Source organism: Tychonema sp. LEGE 06208 (genome assembly GCF_015207505.1).
GTDB lineage: Bacteria > Cyanobacteriota > Cyanobacteriia > Cyanobacteriales > Microcoleaceae > Microcoleus.
Genome location: NZ_JADEWT010000128.1, coordinates 1 through 17,715, shown reverse-complemented (window position 1 = coordinate 17,715; position 17,715 = coordinate 1). Strand labels below are relative to the sequence as shown.

The 17,715-nt window shown below is 45.7% G+C and carries 13 protein-coding genes and 1 pseudogene; 8 read left to right on the top strand and 6 right to left on the bottom strand.

The genetic code is table 11. The annotated features are described in order from the left end of the window. Positions 1 to 465: 465 nt before the first annotated feature. Positions 466 to 1,389, bottom strand: a complete 924-nt coding sequence (locus IQ263_RS24400) for an FkbM family methyltransferase (protein WP_194070710.1) — start codon at positions 1,387 to 1,389, stop codon at positions 466 to 468. Between the two features lie 1,130 nt (positions 1,390 to 2,519). Between IQ263_RS24400 and IQ263_RS24395 the strand changes: the two genes are divergently transcribed. From IQ263_RS24395 to IQ263_RS24385, 3 genes are all read left to right on the top strand, one after another. After that, positions 2,520 to 4,346 (top strand): N-acetylmuramoyl-L-alanine amidase, encoded by a 1,827-nt coding sequence (locus IQ263_RS24395; RefSeq protein ID WP_194070709.1) that lies wholly within the window; start codon positions 2,520 to 2,522, stop codon positions 4,344 to 4,346. Between the two features lie 61 nt (positions 4,347 to 4,407). Next, positions 4,408 to 4,803 carry an SH3 domain-containing protein gene (locus IQ263_RS24390; protein WP_194070708.1) on the top strand — a complete coding sequence of 132 codons (396 nt, stop codon included), beginning with the start codon at positions 4,408 to 4,410 and terminating at the stop codon, positions 4,801 to 4,803. 323 nt (positions 4,804 to 5,126) lie between these two features. Next, complete coding sequence (locus tag IQ263_RS24385; RefSeq protein WP_194070707.1) at positions 5,127 to 6,350, top strand: CapA family protein; 1,224 nt, start codon at positions 5,127 to 5,129, stop codon at positions 6,348 to 6,350. A 110-nt stretch (positions 6,351 to 6,460) separates the two neighbouring features. Here IQ263_RS24385 and IQ263_RS24380 read toward each other — a convergent pair whose 3' ends face one another. Further along, entirely contained in the window at positions 6,461 to 7,210 is a 750-nt protein-coding gene (locus tag IQ263_RS24380) for a cobalt-precorrin-6A reductase (RefSeq protein ID WP_194070706.1), read from the bottom strand. A gap of 300 nt (positions 7,211 to 7,510) precedes the next feature. Here IQ263_RS24380 and IQ263_RS24375 point away from each other — a divergent pair, with 300 nt between their 5' ends. Continuing rightward, positions 7,511 to 8,329 carry a tetratricopeptide repeat protein gene (locus IQ263_RS24375; protein WP_194070705.1) on the top strand — a complete coding sequence of 273 codons (819 nt, stop codon included), beginning with the start codon at positions 7,511 to 7,513 and terminating at the stop codon, positions 8,327 to 8,329. 325 nt (positions 8,330 to 8,654) lie between these two features. Here the strand turns inward: IQ263_RS24375 and IQ263_RS24370 are convergent, their stop codons facing one another. Further along, positions 8,655 to 9,443 (bottom strand): TIGR01548 family HAD-type hydrolase, encoded by a 789-nt coding sequence (locus tag IQ263_RS24370; protein WP_194070704.1) that lies wholly within the window; start codon positions 9,441 to 9,443, stop codon positions 8,655 to 8,657. Between the two features lie 167 nt (positions 9,444 to 9,610). On the opposite strand from IQ263_RS24370, the gene IQ263_RS24365 reads away from it, so the two are divergent. From IQ263_RS24365 to obgE, 4 genes are all read left to right on the top strand, one after another. After that, positions 9,611 to 9,931 (top strand): 30S ribosomal protein PSRP-3, encoded by a 321-nt coding sequence (locus IQ263_RS24365; RefSeq protein WP_194012340.1) that lies wholly within the window; start codon positions 9,611 to 9,613, stop codon positions 9,929 to 9,931. Between the two features lie 433 nt (positions 9,932 to 10,364). Next, complete coding sequence (locus tag IQ263_RS24360) at positions 10,365 to 11,438, top strand: class I SAM-dependent methyltransferase (protein WP_194012333.1); 1,074 nt, start codon at positions 10,365 to 10,367, stop codon at positions 11,436 to 11,438. A 638-nt stretch (positions 11,439 to 12,076) separates the two neighbouring features. Continuing rightward, positions 12,077 to 12,964, top strand: coding sequence for a Mo-dependent nitrogenase C-terminal domain-containing protein (locus IQ263_RS24355; RefSeq protein WP_194070703.1), 888 nt, complete (start codon positions 12,077 to 12,079; stop codon positions 12,962 to 12,964). Positions 12,965 to 13,581: 617 nt separating this feature from the next. Beyond that, positions 13,582 to 14,622 carry a GTPase ObgE gene (gene obgE, locus IQ263_RS24350; protein ID WP_194070702.1) on the top strand — a complete coding sequence of 347 codons (1,041 nt, stop codon included), beginning with the start codon at positions 13,582 to 13,584 and terminating at the stop codon, positions 14,620 to 14,622. 220 nt (positions 14,623 to 14,842) lie between these two features. On the opposite strand, the gene IQ263_RS24345 is transcribed toward obgE, so the two are convergent. The 3 genes and pseudogenes from IQ263_RS24345 to IQ263_RS24335 all read right to left on the bottom strand — a co-directional run. After that, positions 14,843 to 15,250: a hypothetical protein gene (locus tag IQ263_RS24345; RefSeq protein WP_228050322.1), complete on the bottom strand. Its 408-nt coding sequence runs from the start codon at positions 15,248 to 15,250 to the stop codon at positions 14,843 to 14,845. Positions 15,251 to 15,548: 298 nt separating this feature from the next. Beyond that, entirely contained in the window at positions 15,549 to 17,159 is a 1,611-nt protein-coding gene (locus IQ263_RS24340) for a serine hydrolase (protein WP_194070701.1), read from the bottom strand. A 251-nt stretch (positions 17,160 to 17,410) separates the two neighbouring features. Further along, a pseudogene (locus tag IQ263_RS24335) lies at positions 17,411 to 17,715 on the bottom strand (RNA methyltransferase); the annotation flags it as partial.

Genomic DNA, 17,715 nt, shown 5'->3' with positions numbered 1-17,715 from the left:
ACTTTCGGAGTTAGCTATGGCAGAAATTGAAACCCAGATTCATCGTCTCCCCAATCTTCACAAATGGTTTGTAGAAATTTTCGCTAAACCCACATAGCTATTGGATCATTCTTTTTGTGGAGGTCTCATAGGGCTGTGTTTGGACTGGTTGAATTTAATCTCTGCTGGCTTCACGAATACGTATTTTACGAACCGATGAAAGTCTCGTTACCGAAGCGTGCTAAGGAAGAAAAGAAAGCAGTTTTTTGGGGCTAGAATTTTGATTGATTCGATGCTATAAATTGTTGTCAAAAAAATGAATCTCAGAAGCGATAAAGCTGCAGAGATACAGAAAAATAGCGTTTTGATTTATTTTTTTGATTATGGGTTGAGAGACTATTGATGTCAAACCTTATGTTCAATCAATAGTTAAAAAGTCGTTTCATCCCCTAAATTAAAGCGAAAATCAACTGGTTTTCAACCATTTCAGGATTCTTTAAAATACTTTTCAAGGCGTGAAGAAAGATTATTTTCTGGATGCAGCCACAACACATTTTCTGTCATCTGATTATCTGTAAGCTTAGTTAATTGGAGGTGATGTCGCAACCCAGAACGTTTGGTAGAGATATTCAAAGGTTGATAGCCGTAATTTTGCATAATTTCGCAAAGTTCTTTGACACTGAAACCGCCCCTTTCTAGATGTTCCGGCACTACCTCTGTCAGGATTACTGGATGCAGGCGTTGAATTGTGCGATCGAGCCCTCGAATTACCAGGGGTTCAAACCCTTCTACGTCAATTTTAATAAAAGTGATGCCTGGTAATTCTTCAGGCAAAATGTCATCTCCGCGATACACGGTTAGTTGATACTGGTTGGAAATTAGCGACTCATCTTGTTGAGGGATTTTTGTAAAAGTTCCCATCCCCAACTCTTCATTGACTACAGTTAGTGTTAGTTCGCTTTCTCCTTCGGCAAGACCGCAATTGTGCAGGGTAACTTGCTGCAATTCATTGTTACTCACATTCGCCTGCAATCGCTTAAAAACCAAAGGATTTGGTTCAAAGGAATGTACAGTTCCTGTCGGAGTAACACACCGTGCTGCCATCAGAGTAATCATTCCTAAATTAGCTCCGACATCGATAAAACTATCGCCCGGTTTTACGGCTTCGATCATGAATTTTTGGATATCTAACTCGTAGTAGCGACCTAGAAAATATGTCATTCGTTCGTGCCAAGAGGAAAGATCGAGAGTCATCAAATATTGATGAAACTTGCCGCGTATAGTACGGATAGGGGCATCTTTCCACAATTCACTTTTATACCCACCTAAGTTTTCAAATAATTTTCCCCATCCCGGCAGTTCCCGGCGCGTGTAGGGCAAAATCATATAAATTAGTTTGGTGCTTTTCATCTTGATATTTCTCCAGTTCAGTGTCAACAATTTGGTCACTAAGACTTGATCTTTTTGGCAGTCAGAAACTTCAAAATCTTTGAGAGACAAGTTTGTTCCAGAGGTTGTCACCCCGTGAACACAATTATACCTCGAATCCCTAAGCAGTGTCAAAACTTCGAGATGTAAGGATTCAGGTCTGAGATTGGGGAATTAAAGAAGGCTTACCTAACCATACCAATAATGCTTGTAGGTCGATACTCAAATCTTGTCCTGGCACTATACCCGGTGAGGCAGACCCAATCACTATGGCTCCACATTCATTATACTGACATTTGGCTCGTTGATATTGCACTACTTCAATTGGTCTATCTACTAAGCACGCTACCCTAGATTTACTATAACCAATAATGTCACTTAATTCTCTGCTACCACAATGCTCACTCTTAGTCAGGAGTGCTGATTTCATATCTATCTCGCGCAAATCTTTTTCGGGTTTTGCCGATATGTCCTGGCTGTCTCTCTGGTTTACGCTTTGGCTAGAGTTCTGACTATTTTGAGTTATCAAAAGCGGCTGTCTCTGATTTCTGTATCAGATTGTTTGATGGGGATTTTGATGATGTAAAAGCTATTACTTGGCTGTGTCTCTTTGAGTCTTTCGAGTTCTTGTTCTAATTTTTCAATGAGCTTATTTTGTTTTGAAGTAAATTTGAATAGTTCTCCCACTTGAACTGCTAAAATATTTTAATTTTCGTGCTAAAAGCTCTTATTTTTGCTTAAATAAGTTACCATATTTATCACCATAAATTAACTATTTTTGCCCAATATACTATGAGAGTTTGTCTGATTGTGGGATTTTTTGTATTTTACAATACCGAGCAATCCCTTGGATAAACTGTGGAGAATGACGTAGGGATCGCTTAAAATTTAATAGTTTTATGAGAAAATTTATGTCGCCGATAACTCAATTGCAACTACCAACCTGATAAACTGGGTCTTATATAGTCAATAGGACTTACGCCTAATCCTCAAAAACCCGGTTTCTTTCCGTATTTCTCGTTACTCAACCCAATATTTTCGCAGAAACCGGGTTTCTTGGCGCAAGTTCGAGTATAAATAACCAACAGACTGTCAATTAATTTCAATTGAGCATGAGAAAATTTTTAGGATTAGTTGTCTTTGGGATGATAATGGCGATCGCCTCTGTAGCTGTGGCCGCTCAACCTTTGTCCGTCGCCTATCCTCCCGCCAACCACAAAACAATAGCCGATCGCATTTTTTTAATCGGTACCGCCCCCCCAACCGGACAAGTATCGGTAAATGGCCAACAAATTCCGCGCAGCGGGGCGGGCCATTTCGCCCCGACAGTTCCCCTGCAATTAGGCGAAAATGTCTTTACCTTGCGTTACGAAAATCAGCAAGTTCAAATTAAGGTGACGCGGGAGTCGAATCAGCCGGAAGTCCCCGCTGGATTGGCTTTTGCTAAAAATTCCCTGACGCCGAAAGTCGATGTCGCGAGTTTACCGGGGGAATATATTTGCTTTGGGGCGATCGCCCCGGCGAATGCTTTAGTTGCGGTAAAATTGGCTGGCGTTACTATTCCTTTAAAAGCGCGATCGCAAGTCGAACTCCCAGACAACAAATCTGTACTGCTAGGTGAAAATTCCCCGATCGCCAAAAGCAGCATCGAACAGTATCAAGGCTGCGCTATAACTCCCCCAAATCCACCCTTGCTCAAGGGCGAAAATGAGTCTAACTCCTCGCTACCAAAAACAGAAAAAATTGATTTAGGAGTGCCAGTATTTGAGCTAACAATGAACGATCGAACTATCAGCCAGCAAGGTACCGGCAAGATTTCTATTCTCTCCCCCGCAGAGTTAGAAATAGCCGAAGTAACAGCAGATGCTGGTATCGCCAGAACCGGGGCGAGTACAGATTTTTCTCGGATGACACCGCTACCGAAGGGAACGCGAGCAACAGTTATCGGGCGCGAGGGAGAATGGATTCGGCTCGATTACGGTGCTTGGATCAAAGCATCAGAAGTGCAAATTGTCAAGGATGCAGTTCCCGCGCGATCGATTATTCGCAGCGCGCGATCGCGTCAAGTTCCAGGCTGGACAGAGGTTTTATTTCCCTTAGAAATACCAGTCCCAGTCACCGTGCAAGAAGGAGAACGTACCTTCACATTAACACTCTACAATACCACCGCTCAAACTGACATTATTCGCCTCGACGATGACCCAGTAATTTCGAGTTTGGTATGGCAACAAACATCGCCGCTGCAAGTACAATATACTTTCAATCTCAAGTCTGCCCAGCAGTGGGGCTACAAATTGAGATACGATGGCACAACTTTAGTGTTGTCTTTAAAACACCCTCCTGCGAATACCAGCATGATGCCGAATTCGTCAGCAAAACCGCTGTCGGGAATCAAAATTCTCCTCGATCCGGGACACGGCGGGCCGGAAGATTCCGGGGGTGTGGGGCCCACGGGCTATCGCGAAAAAACAGTAGCTTTAATTGTGTCGAAATTAGTGCGAGAAGAATTGGTAAATCGGGGCGCAAATGTGGTAATGACGCGGGTGGAAGATGTCGATTTGGATTTGCCGCCGAGGGTAGAAATGATTCAAAAAGAAGAACCGGCGATCGCAATTTCGATTCATTACAATGCCTTGCCGGATAACGGCGATGCAATTAATACTAAAGGTGTCGGCGCTTTCTGGTTTCATCCCCAAGCCCACAGTTTGGGAATGTTTCTTCACAATTATTTAGTTGCCAATTTGAACCGTCCGAGCTATGGTGTATTCTGGAACAACCTAGCCATGACTCGTCCTGCAGTTACTCCATCTGTTTTAATGGAATTGGGATTTATGATTAATCCCGAAGAATTTGAATGGATTGTAAATCCGACAGAACAGCAGAAGTTAGCCGAGGCAATTGCCCAAGGCATTACCGAATGGTTTGCTTCCATCAAATAACAGTCCAATAACAGTTCGGTCGTTCGGACTTCAGTTTTTCCAACCCGAGGAGATTAAAGAAATGCTAATTTTTACTCAATCAAAAGCCTTTTTCATTGCAGCGGCAGTTGCAACTTTAAGCTTCTCACTTTACAGCTTTCCCGTTTTTGGCAGACAGCAAAATCTTTCTTCCCAAAAAGTAGAAGCTTTAAAAAAACAAACTCAGTGCTCATTTATTACAGGTGAAGGTGGCGCAGTCAACATTCGCAAAGGCCCCGGCAATAAGTACGCGGTTGTAGCTAAACTCAAAAGAGGAGACGGAGTTCGGGCCGTCACCAGACAAGGTGATTGGGTGAAAATTGTGGCGAGATTTTCGGGGAATCCTCCTAATGAAACTTTGACAATCCTTAACGGTTGGGTGAACAATAAATTTATTAATGGTTGTTCTGAAGACCAATTTGACAGGTGGCGGCAATAGGGAATTTAGCGATTTATGATTAGGTAGAGACGGGTTTTTGAGATGGTCAATTATTGGCAGGTATTATCGATCGTCTGGATAGATTAGCAACCCCAACTGACAATAAGGTAATTTTAACGGCCCGGTATTCAACCCGCACCAGGACTTTCGGCTTCGCCCAGCCTCCTGGTGCGGGTGCAAGCTTGTATAAAACCTGGTTTAAACTGCCCGGTATTTTTCACCCAAAAGTGTTGGGTTATATTATTGAATAATTGATGACATAATAGTTGGGATATTGCCTGCACTTGCATTGTTTTTTTGAACTAATATCACTATCATAAATCATGAATTTTAGTCGATCGCTCTCGGTAATTGCCATGCTTTCGATCGCAAGCTGCAACATCCAAACCCCAAAAACTAACACGCAGCCTGCAGAAAGTCGTAGCTTGCGGGGCGGGACGCCATCGCCAATTGCAGCAGCATCTGTTCCGGCCAAGCCAAAGTCGGAGATTAAAGAAGCAAAATTAATTGCTGTCGGCGACATCATGATGCACAGTACCCAAACAATCTCCGGCTACGACGCAAAAAAACAAACATACAATTTTGACAATTTCTTCGCACCAGTTAAAAGCATCCTCTCAAAAGGCGATTGGGTAACGGGAAATCTCGAAACACCCTTAGCCGGCAAAGATGCGGGCGGATATACGGGCTATCCCCTATTCAACGCACCGGCTCAATTACTGGATGCTGCTAAAAAAGCCGGATTTAATATCTTGACAACTGCGAACAATCATGCTTTGGATAGGGGAGAAACAGGCATAATTAGGACGATCGCAAATTTGGGCGATCGGCAAATTGCCTCCACAGGAACAGCCAAATCGAAAGCTACGGGCGATCGCACTTTAATCATCACCAAAAACAATATTTCACTAGCCATGCTAGCCTACAGCTACGGCACAAACGGCATCCCCATACCCAAAGGCAAAGACTACTTAGTTTCCCTAATCGACGAAAAAAAGATCATCAAAGACATAGCCAAAGCCCGCAAACAAGGAGCAGATATAATCGCAATTTCCCTGCATTTTGGCGACGAATATCAGCGACAGCCAAACACCCAACAAAAACAATTAGTGGAAAACCTGCTCAAAGCCGGTGCAGACATCATTCTCGGCAGTCATCCCCACGTCGTCCAACCTTACAAAATCTTTAACTTCCCCGGAAAAAACGGGAAAACCCGCAAAGCTGTAGCAATTTATTCAATGGGAAATTTTATTTCCGGTCAGACTCAAAAATATACCGATTTAGGCGTAATTTTGCAAGTAAATATCCGCAAAAAGCTTCCTGAAAAAACTACAGAAATTACCAGCATCAAAACGATTCCGACTTGGGTACAGCGCTATACTCTGAACAATAAATATAATTATCGGATTCTGCCCTTAGAAACAATTGTCACCCAGAAAAAAGACCCGCTGCTAACAACTTCGCAATATCCAGTTTTAAAAGCATATTTACAAGAAATGAATAATCATCTTAACTCTTTGAATACTGAGAACAAAACAAATAATTAGAAATTGACGCACGGGGGTTAGAAACCGGGTTTTTCTCGACAATATTTCGTTGTCACGCGCAGATTCAGAAAAACCCGGTTTCTTTAGTGGAAGTGCGTAACTTGTGATTTTCAATTCAACTGCTCAACCAACCAAGAAATCGCCCCTTCCACATCAGCAACCCGATCGACATTGGGAATCTGCGGCCGCTGCACCATCACCACCGGAATTCCCAGTTCCCTAGCAGCGACAATTTTTGCATAGGTAGCAGCGCCACCACTGTTTTTGCTGACAATTGTATCAATGCGATATTCTAACAGCAACTCCCGCTCATCTTTCAATGAAAAAGGCCCCCTTGCTAATAACAATTTACCGTTAGGAATAGGAGTGTTTGGTGCAGGAGGATCGATCGCCCGCATCAAGAACCAAATAGCATCCAAACCAGCAAACTCCGCCAATTCCTGCCTGCCAATCGTCAGAAATACCCGCTGAGACTGCCCTGATAAAGCCCTTGCAGCCTCCGAGTGGCTGCCAACTTCAATCCAGCGATCGCCCTCCACCATCTCCCAAGCAGGGCGCACCAGCATCAAATGAGGCACGTTGCACTCAGCAGCAGCGATCGCAGCATTAACAGAAATCCGAGCCGCAAACGGATGAGTCGCATCGATTAATAAGTCGATCGGGCTACAATCCAAAAACGCCACCAGCCCAGCCGCCCCACCAAACCCCCCAATTCGCACCGTACCCGTTTTTGGAGTAAAAGGCTGCTGAGTGCGTCCTGCTAGGGAAGAAACCACCTCAATATCGGCGATTTGAGACGCTCTGGCAGCCAGTTTAGCAGCATCCCCCGTTCCGCCCAAAATTAGCAATCGTTTTTTCATTAAATTATCCTTAGCGACTACACAAACTGGCGGTTAAAACCGCAACTACACAACCAAAGTCCGCCTGCGCCAACTCAAGAAAATCCAGGGTTTTAGAACCTGCGGAGGCTGGTTTTGTTTGTGTAGCTGCGACTTAAGTCGCCGAGACTTTTCTCAAGAAAATCCAGGGTTTCAGAACCTGCGGAGGCTGGTTTTGTCTGTCTAGCTGCGACTTAAGTCGCCGAGACTTTTCCAACATCCCCTAACCAACGCCCGCAATTTCGGTTAATAATATGTTTAGTAAAGTTTCAACTAACAAAAATGATTCGCTCACTTGTCACATTCTTTACAGTATTAATTGTAACCGGGTTAGTTTGGTTGGGAAACATCGCGCCCGCCGCCGCACAATCACAACCCGCAGACATTGCAGCTTCCCAGCAGGAATTAGCAGAACTCATTCAAAAAGCTTTTGAAGCCACAAACGAAGGCAAATTTCCCGCCGCAGAAATTTTCTGGACTCAAATCATCGAAAAATTTCCCTCACAAGCAGCCGCTTGGAGCAACCGAGGCAATTCTAGAGTCAGCCAAAACAAACTGCAACCAGCAATTGCTGACTACGAAAAGGCGATCGAACTAGCTCCCGAAGCCCCCGATCCCTACCTCAACCGCGGCACAGCCCTAGAAGGTTTAGGACGTTGGGAAGAAGCCATCGCCGACTACAATCACGTACTAGAATTAGACCCCCAAGATCCAGCCGCCTACAACAACCGAGGTAACGCCGAAGCAGGTTTAGGAGAATGGGAACCAGCAATTTCCGACTACAACAAAGCCTTTGAACTAGCCCCCGAATACGCCTTTGCTCGCGCCAACCACGCCCTAGCACTGTATCAAAACGGGCAAACCAAAGAAGCAATTCGCAACATGAAAAACATCGTCCGCAGATACCCTCAATTTGCCGACATGAGAGCCGCCCTCAGCGCCTGTCTTTGGGAAGCTGGAAATCGCGGCGAAGCTGAGAGCAATTGGGTAGCCGCAGTCGGCCTCGATTCCCGCTACAAAGACCTCGATTGGGTTGCAAATACCCGCCGCTGGCCGCCAGTTGTAGTCAGCGCCCTAGACAAATTCTTGAACTTAAAATAATCTTAAAGGGAAAGTTATCAGTTGTTATTGGTTAGTTGTTATTGGTTAGTTGTTATTGGTTAGTTGTTATTGGTTATTGGTTAGTTGTTCGTTGTCAGTTGGCAGTTGTTCGTTGTCATGCCAAATCCGGGTTGGCGATCGCCTTTATGAAACAGCCGGGGCAGGCCGACATCGTTTCTGTAGACGCGGTTTCAACCGCCGAATCATCAAGGGGTCTGTTACTTTCCCAACTAACCAATAACAACAAATAACCAACAACTAACCAACAACTAACCAATAACCAATAACTAATAACAACTAACCAATAACTAATAACAACCAACAACTAACCACTGACTAATTCTCGAATCCGCACCGCCGTCAACTCCTCAACATTCCGCAAAACCGCTGCAGCACCTGCTTTTTTCAGCGCTGCACTATAAGCCTCGCAGCGCACAGAATCATCCAAAACATGAGGCGGCAAAATTCCCATACCCAGCCAAACCCGATTTGGTTGCAATTCCCGCGCCTTCACCACCGTGTAAATATCGGCAACAGTATCTCCGGCATAAACCACGGGCAAATTCTTTGCTAAACCGTGCAGGTTTTCCAACTGTTCAATTGCTGCGAAAAGTCCAGTCGGATCTGGTTTTCCCGGTGCATCTTCCATCGCCACCAACACAGGGGAATTTAAACTCAGTTTCCCTGACAAAACATAAGCTGCTTCATCCCGCATCGCCCCGCTAAAAAAGCCCCAAGCAACACCGCCAAGCGTTAAATTTTCTAGGTAAGCCGGACTTAACAGCAGCGGTTCGTCGCAAATGTAACCAGTCCAATTTTGCTCATCGGGCCCGCGATAGCGACTTTGGAAAAAAGCGACTAATTCGTCATAGTTGAAAGCGAGTTGATTTCTCGATCGCCCGATTGCCTCAAAATAACGGCAAACTAACTCAAAAGACGCTTCCCAGTCATTATTCCACACTCCCTCAGACTTCAGAGAGTCGATATCCAGAGAATTTGGGCGAAAAGCACCAGCCGTGAAGTGTTCCACCGCATCCGCGATCGCCCGCCTGTAGGAACCGGACACATCCCGCACCACACCGTCAATATCAAAAACTAAAATAACTCTGTTCACAACTTAATTATCCTGGTAACTGGGGCGAGTTTTGCACAAATTTGATTGATTTAGGGCCCAGAAGGGGCGCGAAACCCAGCCGCGTGACAAAACTTTTAATCACCGATCGCTCATTATCGAACAGAATGTGCTACGCTTAGCGATTGTAGAAATTTTTAACAAATTCTATCGAAACCCTGGAGGTTTGCTTGTCCAAGTTCATCTTAAAAGTTCTCTGGCTAGAAGAGAATGTTGCCCTCGCCGTTGACCAAGTTGTCGGCAAAGGAACTAGCCCGCTGACATCCTACTTTTTCTGGCCGCGCAAAGATGCGTGGGAAGACCTCAAAAACGAACTCGAAGCCAAACACTGGATTGCTGACAACGATCGCGTCGAAATCCTAAACCAAGCCACAGAAGTCATCAACTACTGGCAAGAAGAAGGCAGACGGCGCCCGATGACAGAAGCTCAATCGAAGTTCCCCGAAGTAACTTTTACCGGCAGCAACTAAGCCCAGCTTTTAGTTCCTACCCATATACATTGGCTGTTATGGCTGATGGGATAGAGCACAGAGGCGGAGAAGGCCAAAAGACTTGAATCTTTGCTTTTTCCACCTCGCCGGCCAACATACAATTTAAATGCGCCACAGTCGATCGAGATCCTAACTCCCATTTTCAGAGACACTCGGGTTTAGGGCTTAGTCGATTTGAAATTTGAAATTTGAGACTTATCCAAAATAAAGCTCTCAAATCGGATTTTCTACAATCTAAAAATCCTCAGCTACCAAACAAAATAAATCCAAAATCTGCTTTTTTATCGTCTTAAGTTGTTGTATAATTAGCTCTCATTATTTTACAACTAACAACTAAAAACAACTAACTAAAAACAACTAACTAATAACAACTAACTAATAACAACTAACTAATAACTTCTTCCCGGAACCTATGGGCGCCCAAAGCACGATCGACCAAACCGAACAACTACCGCTGGTAACAAATCCCGACATTCTCCAGCAAGCCATCCTCTACAAAATTAACACTCGCGCCACCGCACGCGGAGAATTAGTTTTCCCCTGCCTGCCGGGAATGCTAAACCACTATCTCCAATCAATTGAAAAACTATTTACCACCCTCGACAGACCCCTGCCAGAAGACCGCAGGGAGGAACTCAAAAAGCTTTTAGCCACTAAATTAGAACAAGGCTACCGCACCTCAACAGCATCAATGCTGATCCTGCAATACGAATCAGTGCAGCCGCCGCAAACAGGCTTGGCCTGCAAAGTGATTGTTACTACCTCAACAGTTGGAGAACAGTATAAAACCTGGGTAGACACCAGAGAACCTCCCCTGTTCGGTTCTCATCCAGATGCAAAATTGATGGCAACGGCTGCTAAATTGGGAAATCCCGATCGCATCCGCATATTAGACGTGGGGGCCGGTACCGGACGCAACACCTTACCCCTGGCGAGATTGGGCTATGCTGTAGATGCGATCGAACTCACCCCAAGCTTTGCAGAACAACTCAAAGCAGCAGCAACAGCCGAAAACCTTCCCGTCACAGTAACCGAAGGCGACGTGCTCGACCCCTTAATGCGGATGAAACCAGCGGGCTACCAACTCGCAGTTGCCGCCGAAGTCATCTCGCATTTTCGTGACAGCGATCAAGTACGGCTTTTCCTAGCCAAAATGTGCGACTTCCTCTCTCCCGGAGGCGTGTTGCTGTTCAGCACATTTTTAACCGTCGGCGACTACCAGCCCGATGCCCTCGTGCGACAAGTTGCCCAACTTTCCTGGTCTACTTTATTCACGCCCGGTGAGCTCGCCGCGGCAATGGAAGGGTTGCCCTTAGTCCCAATATCCAACGAGTTGGTGTGGGAGTACGAACGCCACCACCTACCAGAAACAGCCTGGCCGCCCACCCCCTGGTTTCCCAGTTGGGCAACCGGTAGAGATGTTTTCCCGATGGCAAACGCCCGCCCGCCAATGGAATTGCGCTGGATTTTGTGTCGCCGCAGTTAGTCAGTAGTCAGTAGTCAGTAGTTAGTTGTCAGTAGTCAGTTGTCAGTTGTTAGTTGTCAGTTGTAGAGTGCGCCGCCCTCAAGAATCCCTCAATTCGATCGATAATTTCACAGCGACGCACCTGATACCAAGCTAGCCACCTGGTCCCCCACCCTCAAAAATCCCTAAATTCGATCGACAATCTCACATATTCCCACCTCACAAAGACGGTTGGGCAAACAAATTTTATACTTCTTTTGGAGGAATTTTTTTAATCAATCCCATCGTTTCGAGGCGGACACAGCAATCGAAACCTTTAACAACAGAAGCTAACAGTAACCTCAAATCTTTTTGTTCCCAAATCATCAAGTCGGCTCGCGGTCAAATGTTGCAGCCGATATACAAAAATTCACAAAAATATATATTAAGATATAAACATAACGAAGTTCGATCGCCCCGTGCGAGAAAAACTCGGTTTCCTAGCAGATCCTAGTGTTAGCAAACCTGTGATTTCTTGCGAAAAATTCGATCGCCATCTGGAATCCGTGCAACTACAGTCAAGACCGGAAAAACCTATTCCTCCCGATAGATGACATTTTAGGGGAGTAGAAGTGGCCAATAAATTAACTCGCTAACCGGCGAAACTCCAGAGAAAAAATATGCTTTTAACACGTCCACTACAAGCATTTCGAGCAATCTTCAGGCACAAACCTTCCACAAAAAGCTCGATCGACCAAAAAAGCAGTAAAAATTATTTAGAGGGGAATATTTCTCCCGCTCCAAACCAAGAAAAAGACTGCTACATCCCACTAGAAATGCTGATGAGTAACGCAAAAACCAACTGCACCGATGAAGAAATTACCGCTTGGCTGCGCGGATTGCTGACAATTGCTTGGGCTGACGGCAACTTTGACGAAAACGAGCAAAAAATCATTGCGAACCTAACTCAGGATGAATTACATCCAGTATCTGCTGAGACAGAGTTTGAACCGATTGCGCCAGAGGAACTAGCTGCTGTGTTAGGCAAAGGCACCGCCAACGGGGAGAATTTTTTGAGAACAGCAGTCATGGTAGCCTTAGCAGACGGTACGTACTCGCTGAGCGAAGATGAGGTACTGTACAAGTTTTGCACAGCTTTGGGTCACAACATCGAGGCGATCGAATCTCTGCGACACACCATCGCAGACAGCAACTGCGACCCCCAAGGGCCAAACAGCCAAATAGCCTTTGATTCAAATTCCGTCCCCGCCGGCACACCCCTGTCATCTCCCCTACGCAAACCACACCACAAAAACGTCCTGCAACCGGTTAAAGATTGGCTGGACGGCTGGGAAATTCACGATCCCAAAGTGGCACATTTTGTCTGCAAAATGATTCCGCCACAATGTCCGTTTGAGCGAGATGTTGTATTGTTCGGGCACAAAATCGTTCACATTCCGGCGATGTGCAAGATTAACCCGCTTTACGAACAGTTGGTGGGGATGCGCTTTCGAGCTCTCTGCTATTTAGCAGATGATTGTCAGGAAGATGTATCGTCATATTGTTAGCAGTCATTAGTCATTGGTCATTAGTCATTGGTCATTGGTCATTAGTCATTGGTCATTGGTCATTTAGACATTGCGAAATCTGGGATTAATGAATGTAACGATTAACCAATGACTGCTAATTAGTCCGGGATGCAAAAAGCCGGGTTTTTCTGGAAAAAAGAATCGTTATAGCCATCCGCCCCAGTAGAAAAACTCGGTTTATTCAATTTTTGTGGGTAAGTCCTGCTAATAGCAAATTTGTTGTTAAAATTATATTTTTCCAGCGACTGTAATTCGCGATTAGACTTTTTTAGGCAGCCTCAGCATTCTCAAGAAAAAGAGCAATATTCTACTGGAATCTGGTATTATACTAACCATTAGTGTCAAATTAACGTTAAAGCTAGTATGAGTCTGCTGTTTGACGATTAAGTTATCGATCGCCCAGCAGGAAGAACTCGCTACTCCCCCTTAACGAGGGGAGAACCGGAAGTGTTCAAAGTTCCCCTGATTAAGGGGGATGCGAGGGGGAGCGAGACTCGGATGAAAACGAGAGATACCAAAGGTTTTAGTCTTAAGTTGACACTGATGACTGCTGACTGATGACTAATGACTGTTGACTGATTACTATTGATTAAATTATGCAATTTATCGATCGAGCTGATATTCAAGTCGTGGCGGGTAAGGGCGGCGACGGTATGATCGCTTTTCGCAGAGAAAAGTATGTGCCGGCGGGCGGGCCTAGTGGCGGTACGGGCGGGCGCGGCGGTTCTGTGTTTGTGGTGGCGGTGGAAAGTTTGCAAACGCTGCTAGATTTTCAGTACAACCGGATTTTTAAAGCTCAAGACGGGAAGCGGGGCGCGCCGAAGAATATGACTGGGGCTTCTGGGGACGATCGCACGATCGAGGTTCCCTGCGGTACGGTAGTTTACGATGCCGAAACTCAGGCGATTTTAGCAGATTTGGTGGTTCCCGGACAGACTATTTGTATTGCTCAAGGTGGCAAGGGCGGTTTGGGTAATAAGTGTTTTTTGACGAATTCTAACCGGGCTCCTGATTATGCGTTACCGGGAAAGGAAGGCGATCACAAGTTTTTGCGGCTGGAATTAAAGCTATTAGCTGAAGTGGGAATTATTGGTTTGCCTAATGCTGGTAAGTCAACGCTGATTTCTGCTTTGTCGTCGGCTCGTCCTAAGATTGCAGATTATCCGTTTACAACCTTAATTCCGAATTTGGGGGTAGTTAGAAAGCCGACTGGTGACGGTACTGTTTTTGCTGATATTCCGGGATTAATTGCCGGGGCTCACGAAGGTGCGGGTTTGGGTTATGAGTTTTTGCGACACATTGAACGGACTCGGTTGTTGCTGCATTTAATTGATATTACTGATGAAGATCCGATCGCAGATTACATTACAATTCAGGATGAGTTGAAGGCCTACGGGCGTGGTTTAGCACGGCGGCCGCAGATTTTGGCTTTGAATAAGGTGGATGCGATCGATCTTGAGGATGAGGAAATTGCCAGTGCGATCGGGCGATTGCAAGAAATTAGCGGTGCTCCGGTTTTGTTGATTTCCGCTGTGAGTCGAGTTGGGTTGAATGAATTGATGCACGAAGTTTGGCAGAAACTCGACGAGATGGATGAGAAAGAGGCTGAGGAACTCTCAGCAGTGGGAGTTTTATAGCCCGGTTCTGATTCATGAGTTTTTGCGGTCATCGGTAGGTGTTTTTTTGAGGGGTCAAGCTTTTCGGCTGTATTGCTTGCACAGCAAGGGTTTGAGGTGCAGTGCCGAAAAAAAACGATGACCGCAAACGCTGTAATGCTTGCTGTGATTAATTTTGAGGGATGTTAATTTTTTTGCCTCAAGCCATCGCCGGTGGCTGAAATGATACTTTTACGATCGATTACCTGAAATTCAACGAACTGCGAATCCGCCCGTTGTAATCCACCCTCACCCTCCCATCTTGAAAAACCGTCACCACCGTCTCCACCGTATAAACAGACGCACCCGGTTTGTGACCTTGAAAAGTAAACGTCCAAGAACCATCCCCATTATCAACAAAAGGCGACTCCTCCGAAGCACCGTGCATCGCCGCTTCCGCTCGATATTTTCCCAAACCACCATTAGCATTTTCTGCTGCTTGACGGGCTAAATTTTTCGCGCGATTCAATTCAATATTGTTGGAAATAACCGTAATATCCGTCACTTCGCTTTCAGCAGAACGAAGGGGATTGCTGAATGCGGGAGAAACTCCCGCAGCTAAAGTTGAAAGCGCTAGCAAACAAGCAATTGGGGCGTGTAATTTCATCATACAAAATCATTTATACTTTCTGAAGTCTACAGCACTCGCACTCAGGATCCCGGAAGAGTGAAAAATTGTCCGAACAGCCTCTAAGTTATAGGTTCGCAGTTAGGATTTTAGTCCTCCGATGTTGTGCGAACTCAAGTCCTGACTGCGAAACTAAGTAGAAAGGCGTAAATATTTGTAGTTGGGAAGAGCCAGGAGTCAGGAGACAGAATGCAGGAGGGATTGGGGTTTTAGCCTCATTTATCTTTCTTAACACAGTTGTGTTTTTCCCCACCGACTTACTTATTTTAAGGCGAATTAATTAATTTTTAATTTTCACCTTTGAATCTGCAGGCGTTTCCCCGTCGTTCAAATAGCGGTAACTCATCTTAGAAATATCCCGAATCAAACTTTGAGCAGGCTTCTCATTTTCCACCGGATGCTTCACCATCACCGCCACCAAATAACGCTTCCCGTTCGGCAAATCCACCATCCCCGCATCGGCCAGCATCGTATTAATATTACCCGTTTTGTGAGCAATAACTGAACCTTCCCCCAAACCTCTCGGTAGCAAAGTATCGTTTTTTGTTTGCCGCATGATTTGCAAAATGCGATCGCGCGACTTAACCGAAACCAAATTTCCGCGATCGATCTGCGCCATAACATTAATCAAATCCTTCGGGCTAGTAGTATTAGTTCCCTCCAAATCCGGCAACTTATTTCGCAGTACCGTCGCCCTCAAACCCCAAGCGGCAAAATGCTGATTCAAAACCTCAGCACCTCCCAACAATTCAATCATCATATTTGTCGCCGTATTGTCACTGACTACAATCATCTTTGTGACAACTTCCAAAGCCGAATATTTCGTACCCGCCGGATCGTCCTGCATTTGTCCAGAACCGCCCACAATATGTTCCGGCTTCAGCGTCAGCACCTGATCTAACCGCACTTTGCCTTCATCAACTGCTTGGAAAAAAGCTGCTAAAATCGGCAATTTAATCGTGCTAGCTGAAGAAAAAGGCACGTCGCCGTTAAAATTTAGGTAGCTTCCAGTATCTAAATCAACTAAAAATATCCCCGCATTCAAGGTAGGATTTTCTGTTGCCATCACCTGAACTTGTGTTTTCAAAGCTCCTAATTCTTGATTCAGTTGTAGGGCTTCTGAAGCCAGCGGGGCTGCAACTGCGCTGTCGGCTGGGTTTTTTGGCTGTGCGGGCGTTTCTTGTGTCGCTACAGCCGATCGATTCACAGCATTCGCCACCGACAGCAGAGTACCGCAAATCACCGCAATCCCAACTCCCAAAATCAACAACCGAGTGGCGTACACCAACGGCGGCACCCTGGGAACAGCAGATTTTTTGCCTGGTCTATTGCTCCCTTGCGGGCGCGGTTTCGGCACAGGGGCTTTTTTGACCTTTGGGGCTGTTTCCAGCTCTAGAATAGCCGTTGGGGGCGCACTGGAGTGACTTTTGCGGGGGGCGCGGGTTGTTGTAGTTTCGGGTTCGTTGATGGGATTGCTGGCGATCGAACTTACATTTTCCAGACTTGGCTGTGGAAAATCGAACAAATCGACAGCCGCGAGATTTTTTTTGCGCGATTGGCGGCTTTTCGACTGCGAAATTTTGGTAGTTTTGGGTTTTCTAGGGTTAATTGCCGATTTGGGATCGGACAAAAAGTCCTGTGCATTCAATTCTTCGGGGGAAGGCGCGGGAGAATTGGCTCTAATTTTCGTGACGCGGCTTGGTTGCGGTGATAAAGTGGCAGGTTCGGATGCTGGAATTTCTGGGCCGTTTGGCGGTTGGGGCGGGCGGCGGCGGCCGGATTTGCCAGACTGACTTGTTTTGCCCGATTTAGGCGGTTGTGGCCCGGAGTTGGTAGAGGCTATCGAGGACATCACTGATAATATCGATCGTTTGGGAAACCGCTCTGCCACGTCTTACTCCTTCTGCGCTGTAAATTTCAAGTTTAAGATTTTTTAGGTTGTCAGCCAATCAATTTGAGATTTTAGATTGGGAATTTTAGATTTATCGGAAACGCACCCGTGGTAGAAACCGGGTTTCTTGCCGGGAAATTACCGTGAATTTGAGGTTTTTAGTCAAGAAACCCGGTTTCTTTGGTGACAAGCGGGTAAATCCTGTTCGCCAACAAGCCTCAATCTTACCTCCCAAATTATCTGCATTTCTCCTAGCTATCCGCTGGATTTTCCGGCAACGCATCCAGAGTATCAGAAACTGGCGATCGCGCGTAATTTTTTATTGCCCAATCTGTTTGGCGGAGAGTGCCCCGCAGCATGGCGACTTCATCCACTGTCGGATAGGCGCGATTGTACAAACGCCGAAACTTTTCCATCCGACTCGCTGCTGTGTGCGGCTGCAAATATCCAATTTTCAGCAGCAGTGTTTCTAGTTGCTGGTAATATCCCTCTAAATTTTCCAGCGGAGCACTGTTGGCAGGATTGGGAGAGGGGGAAATTGGGAGAGGGGGAGAGG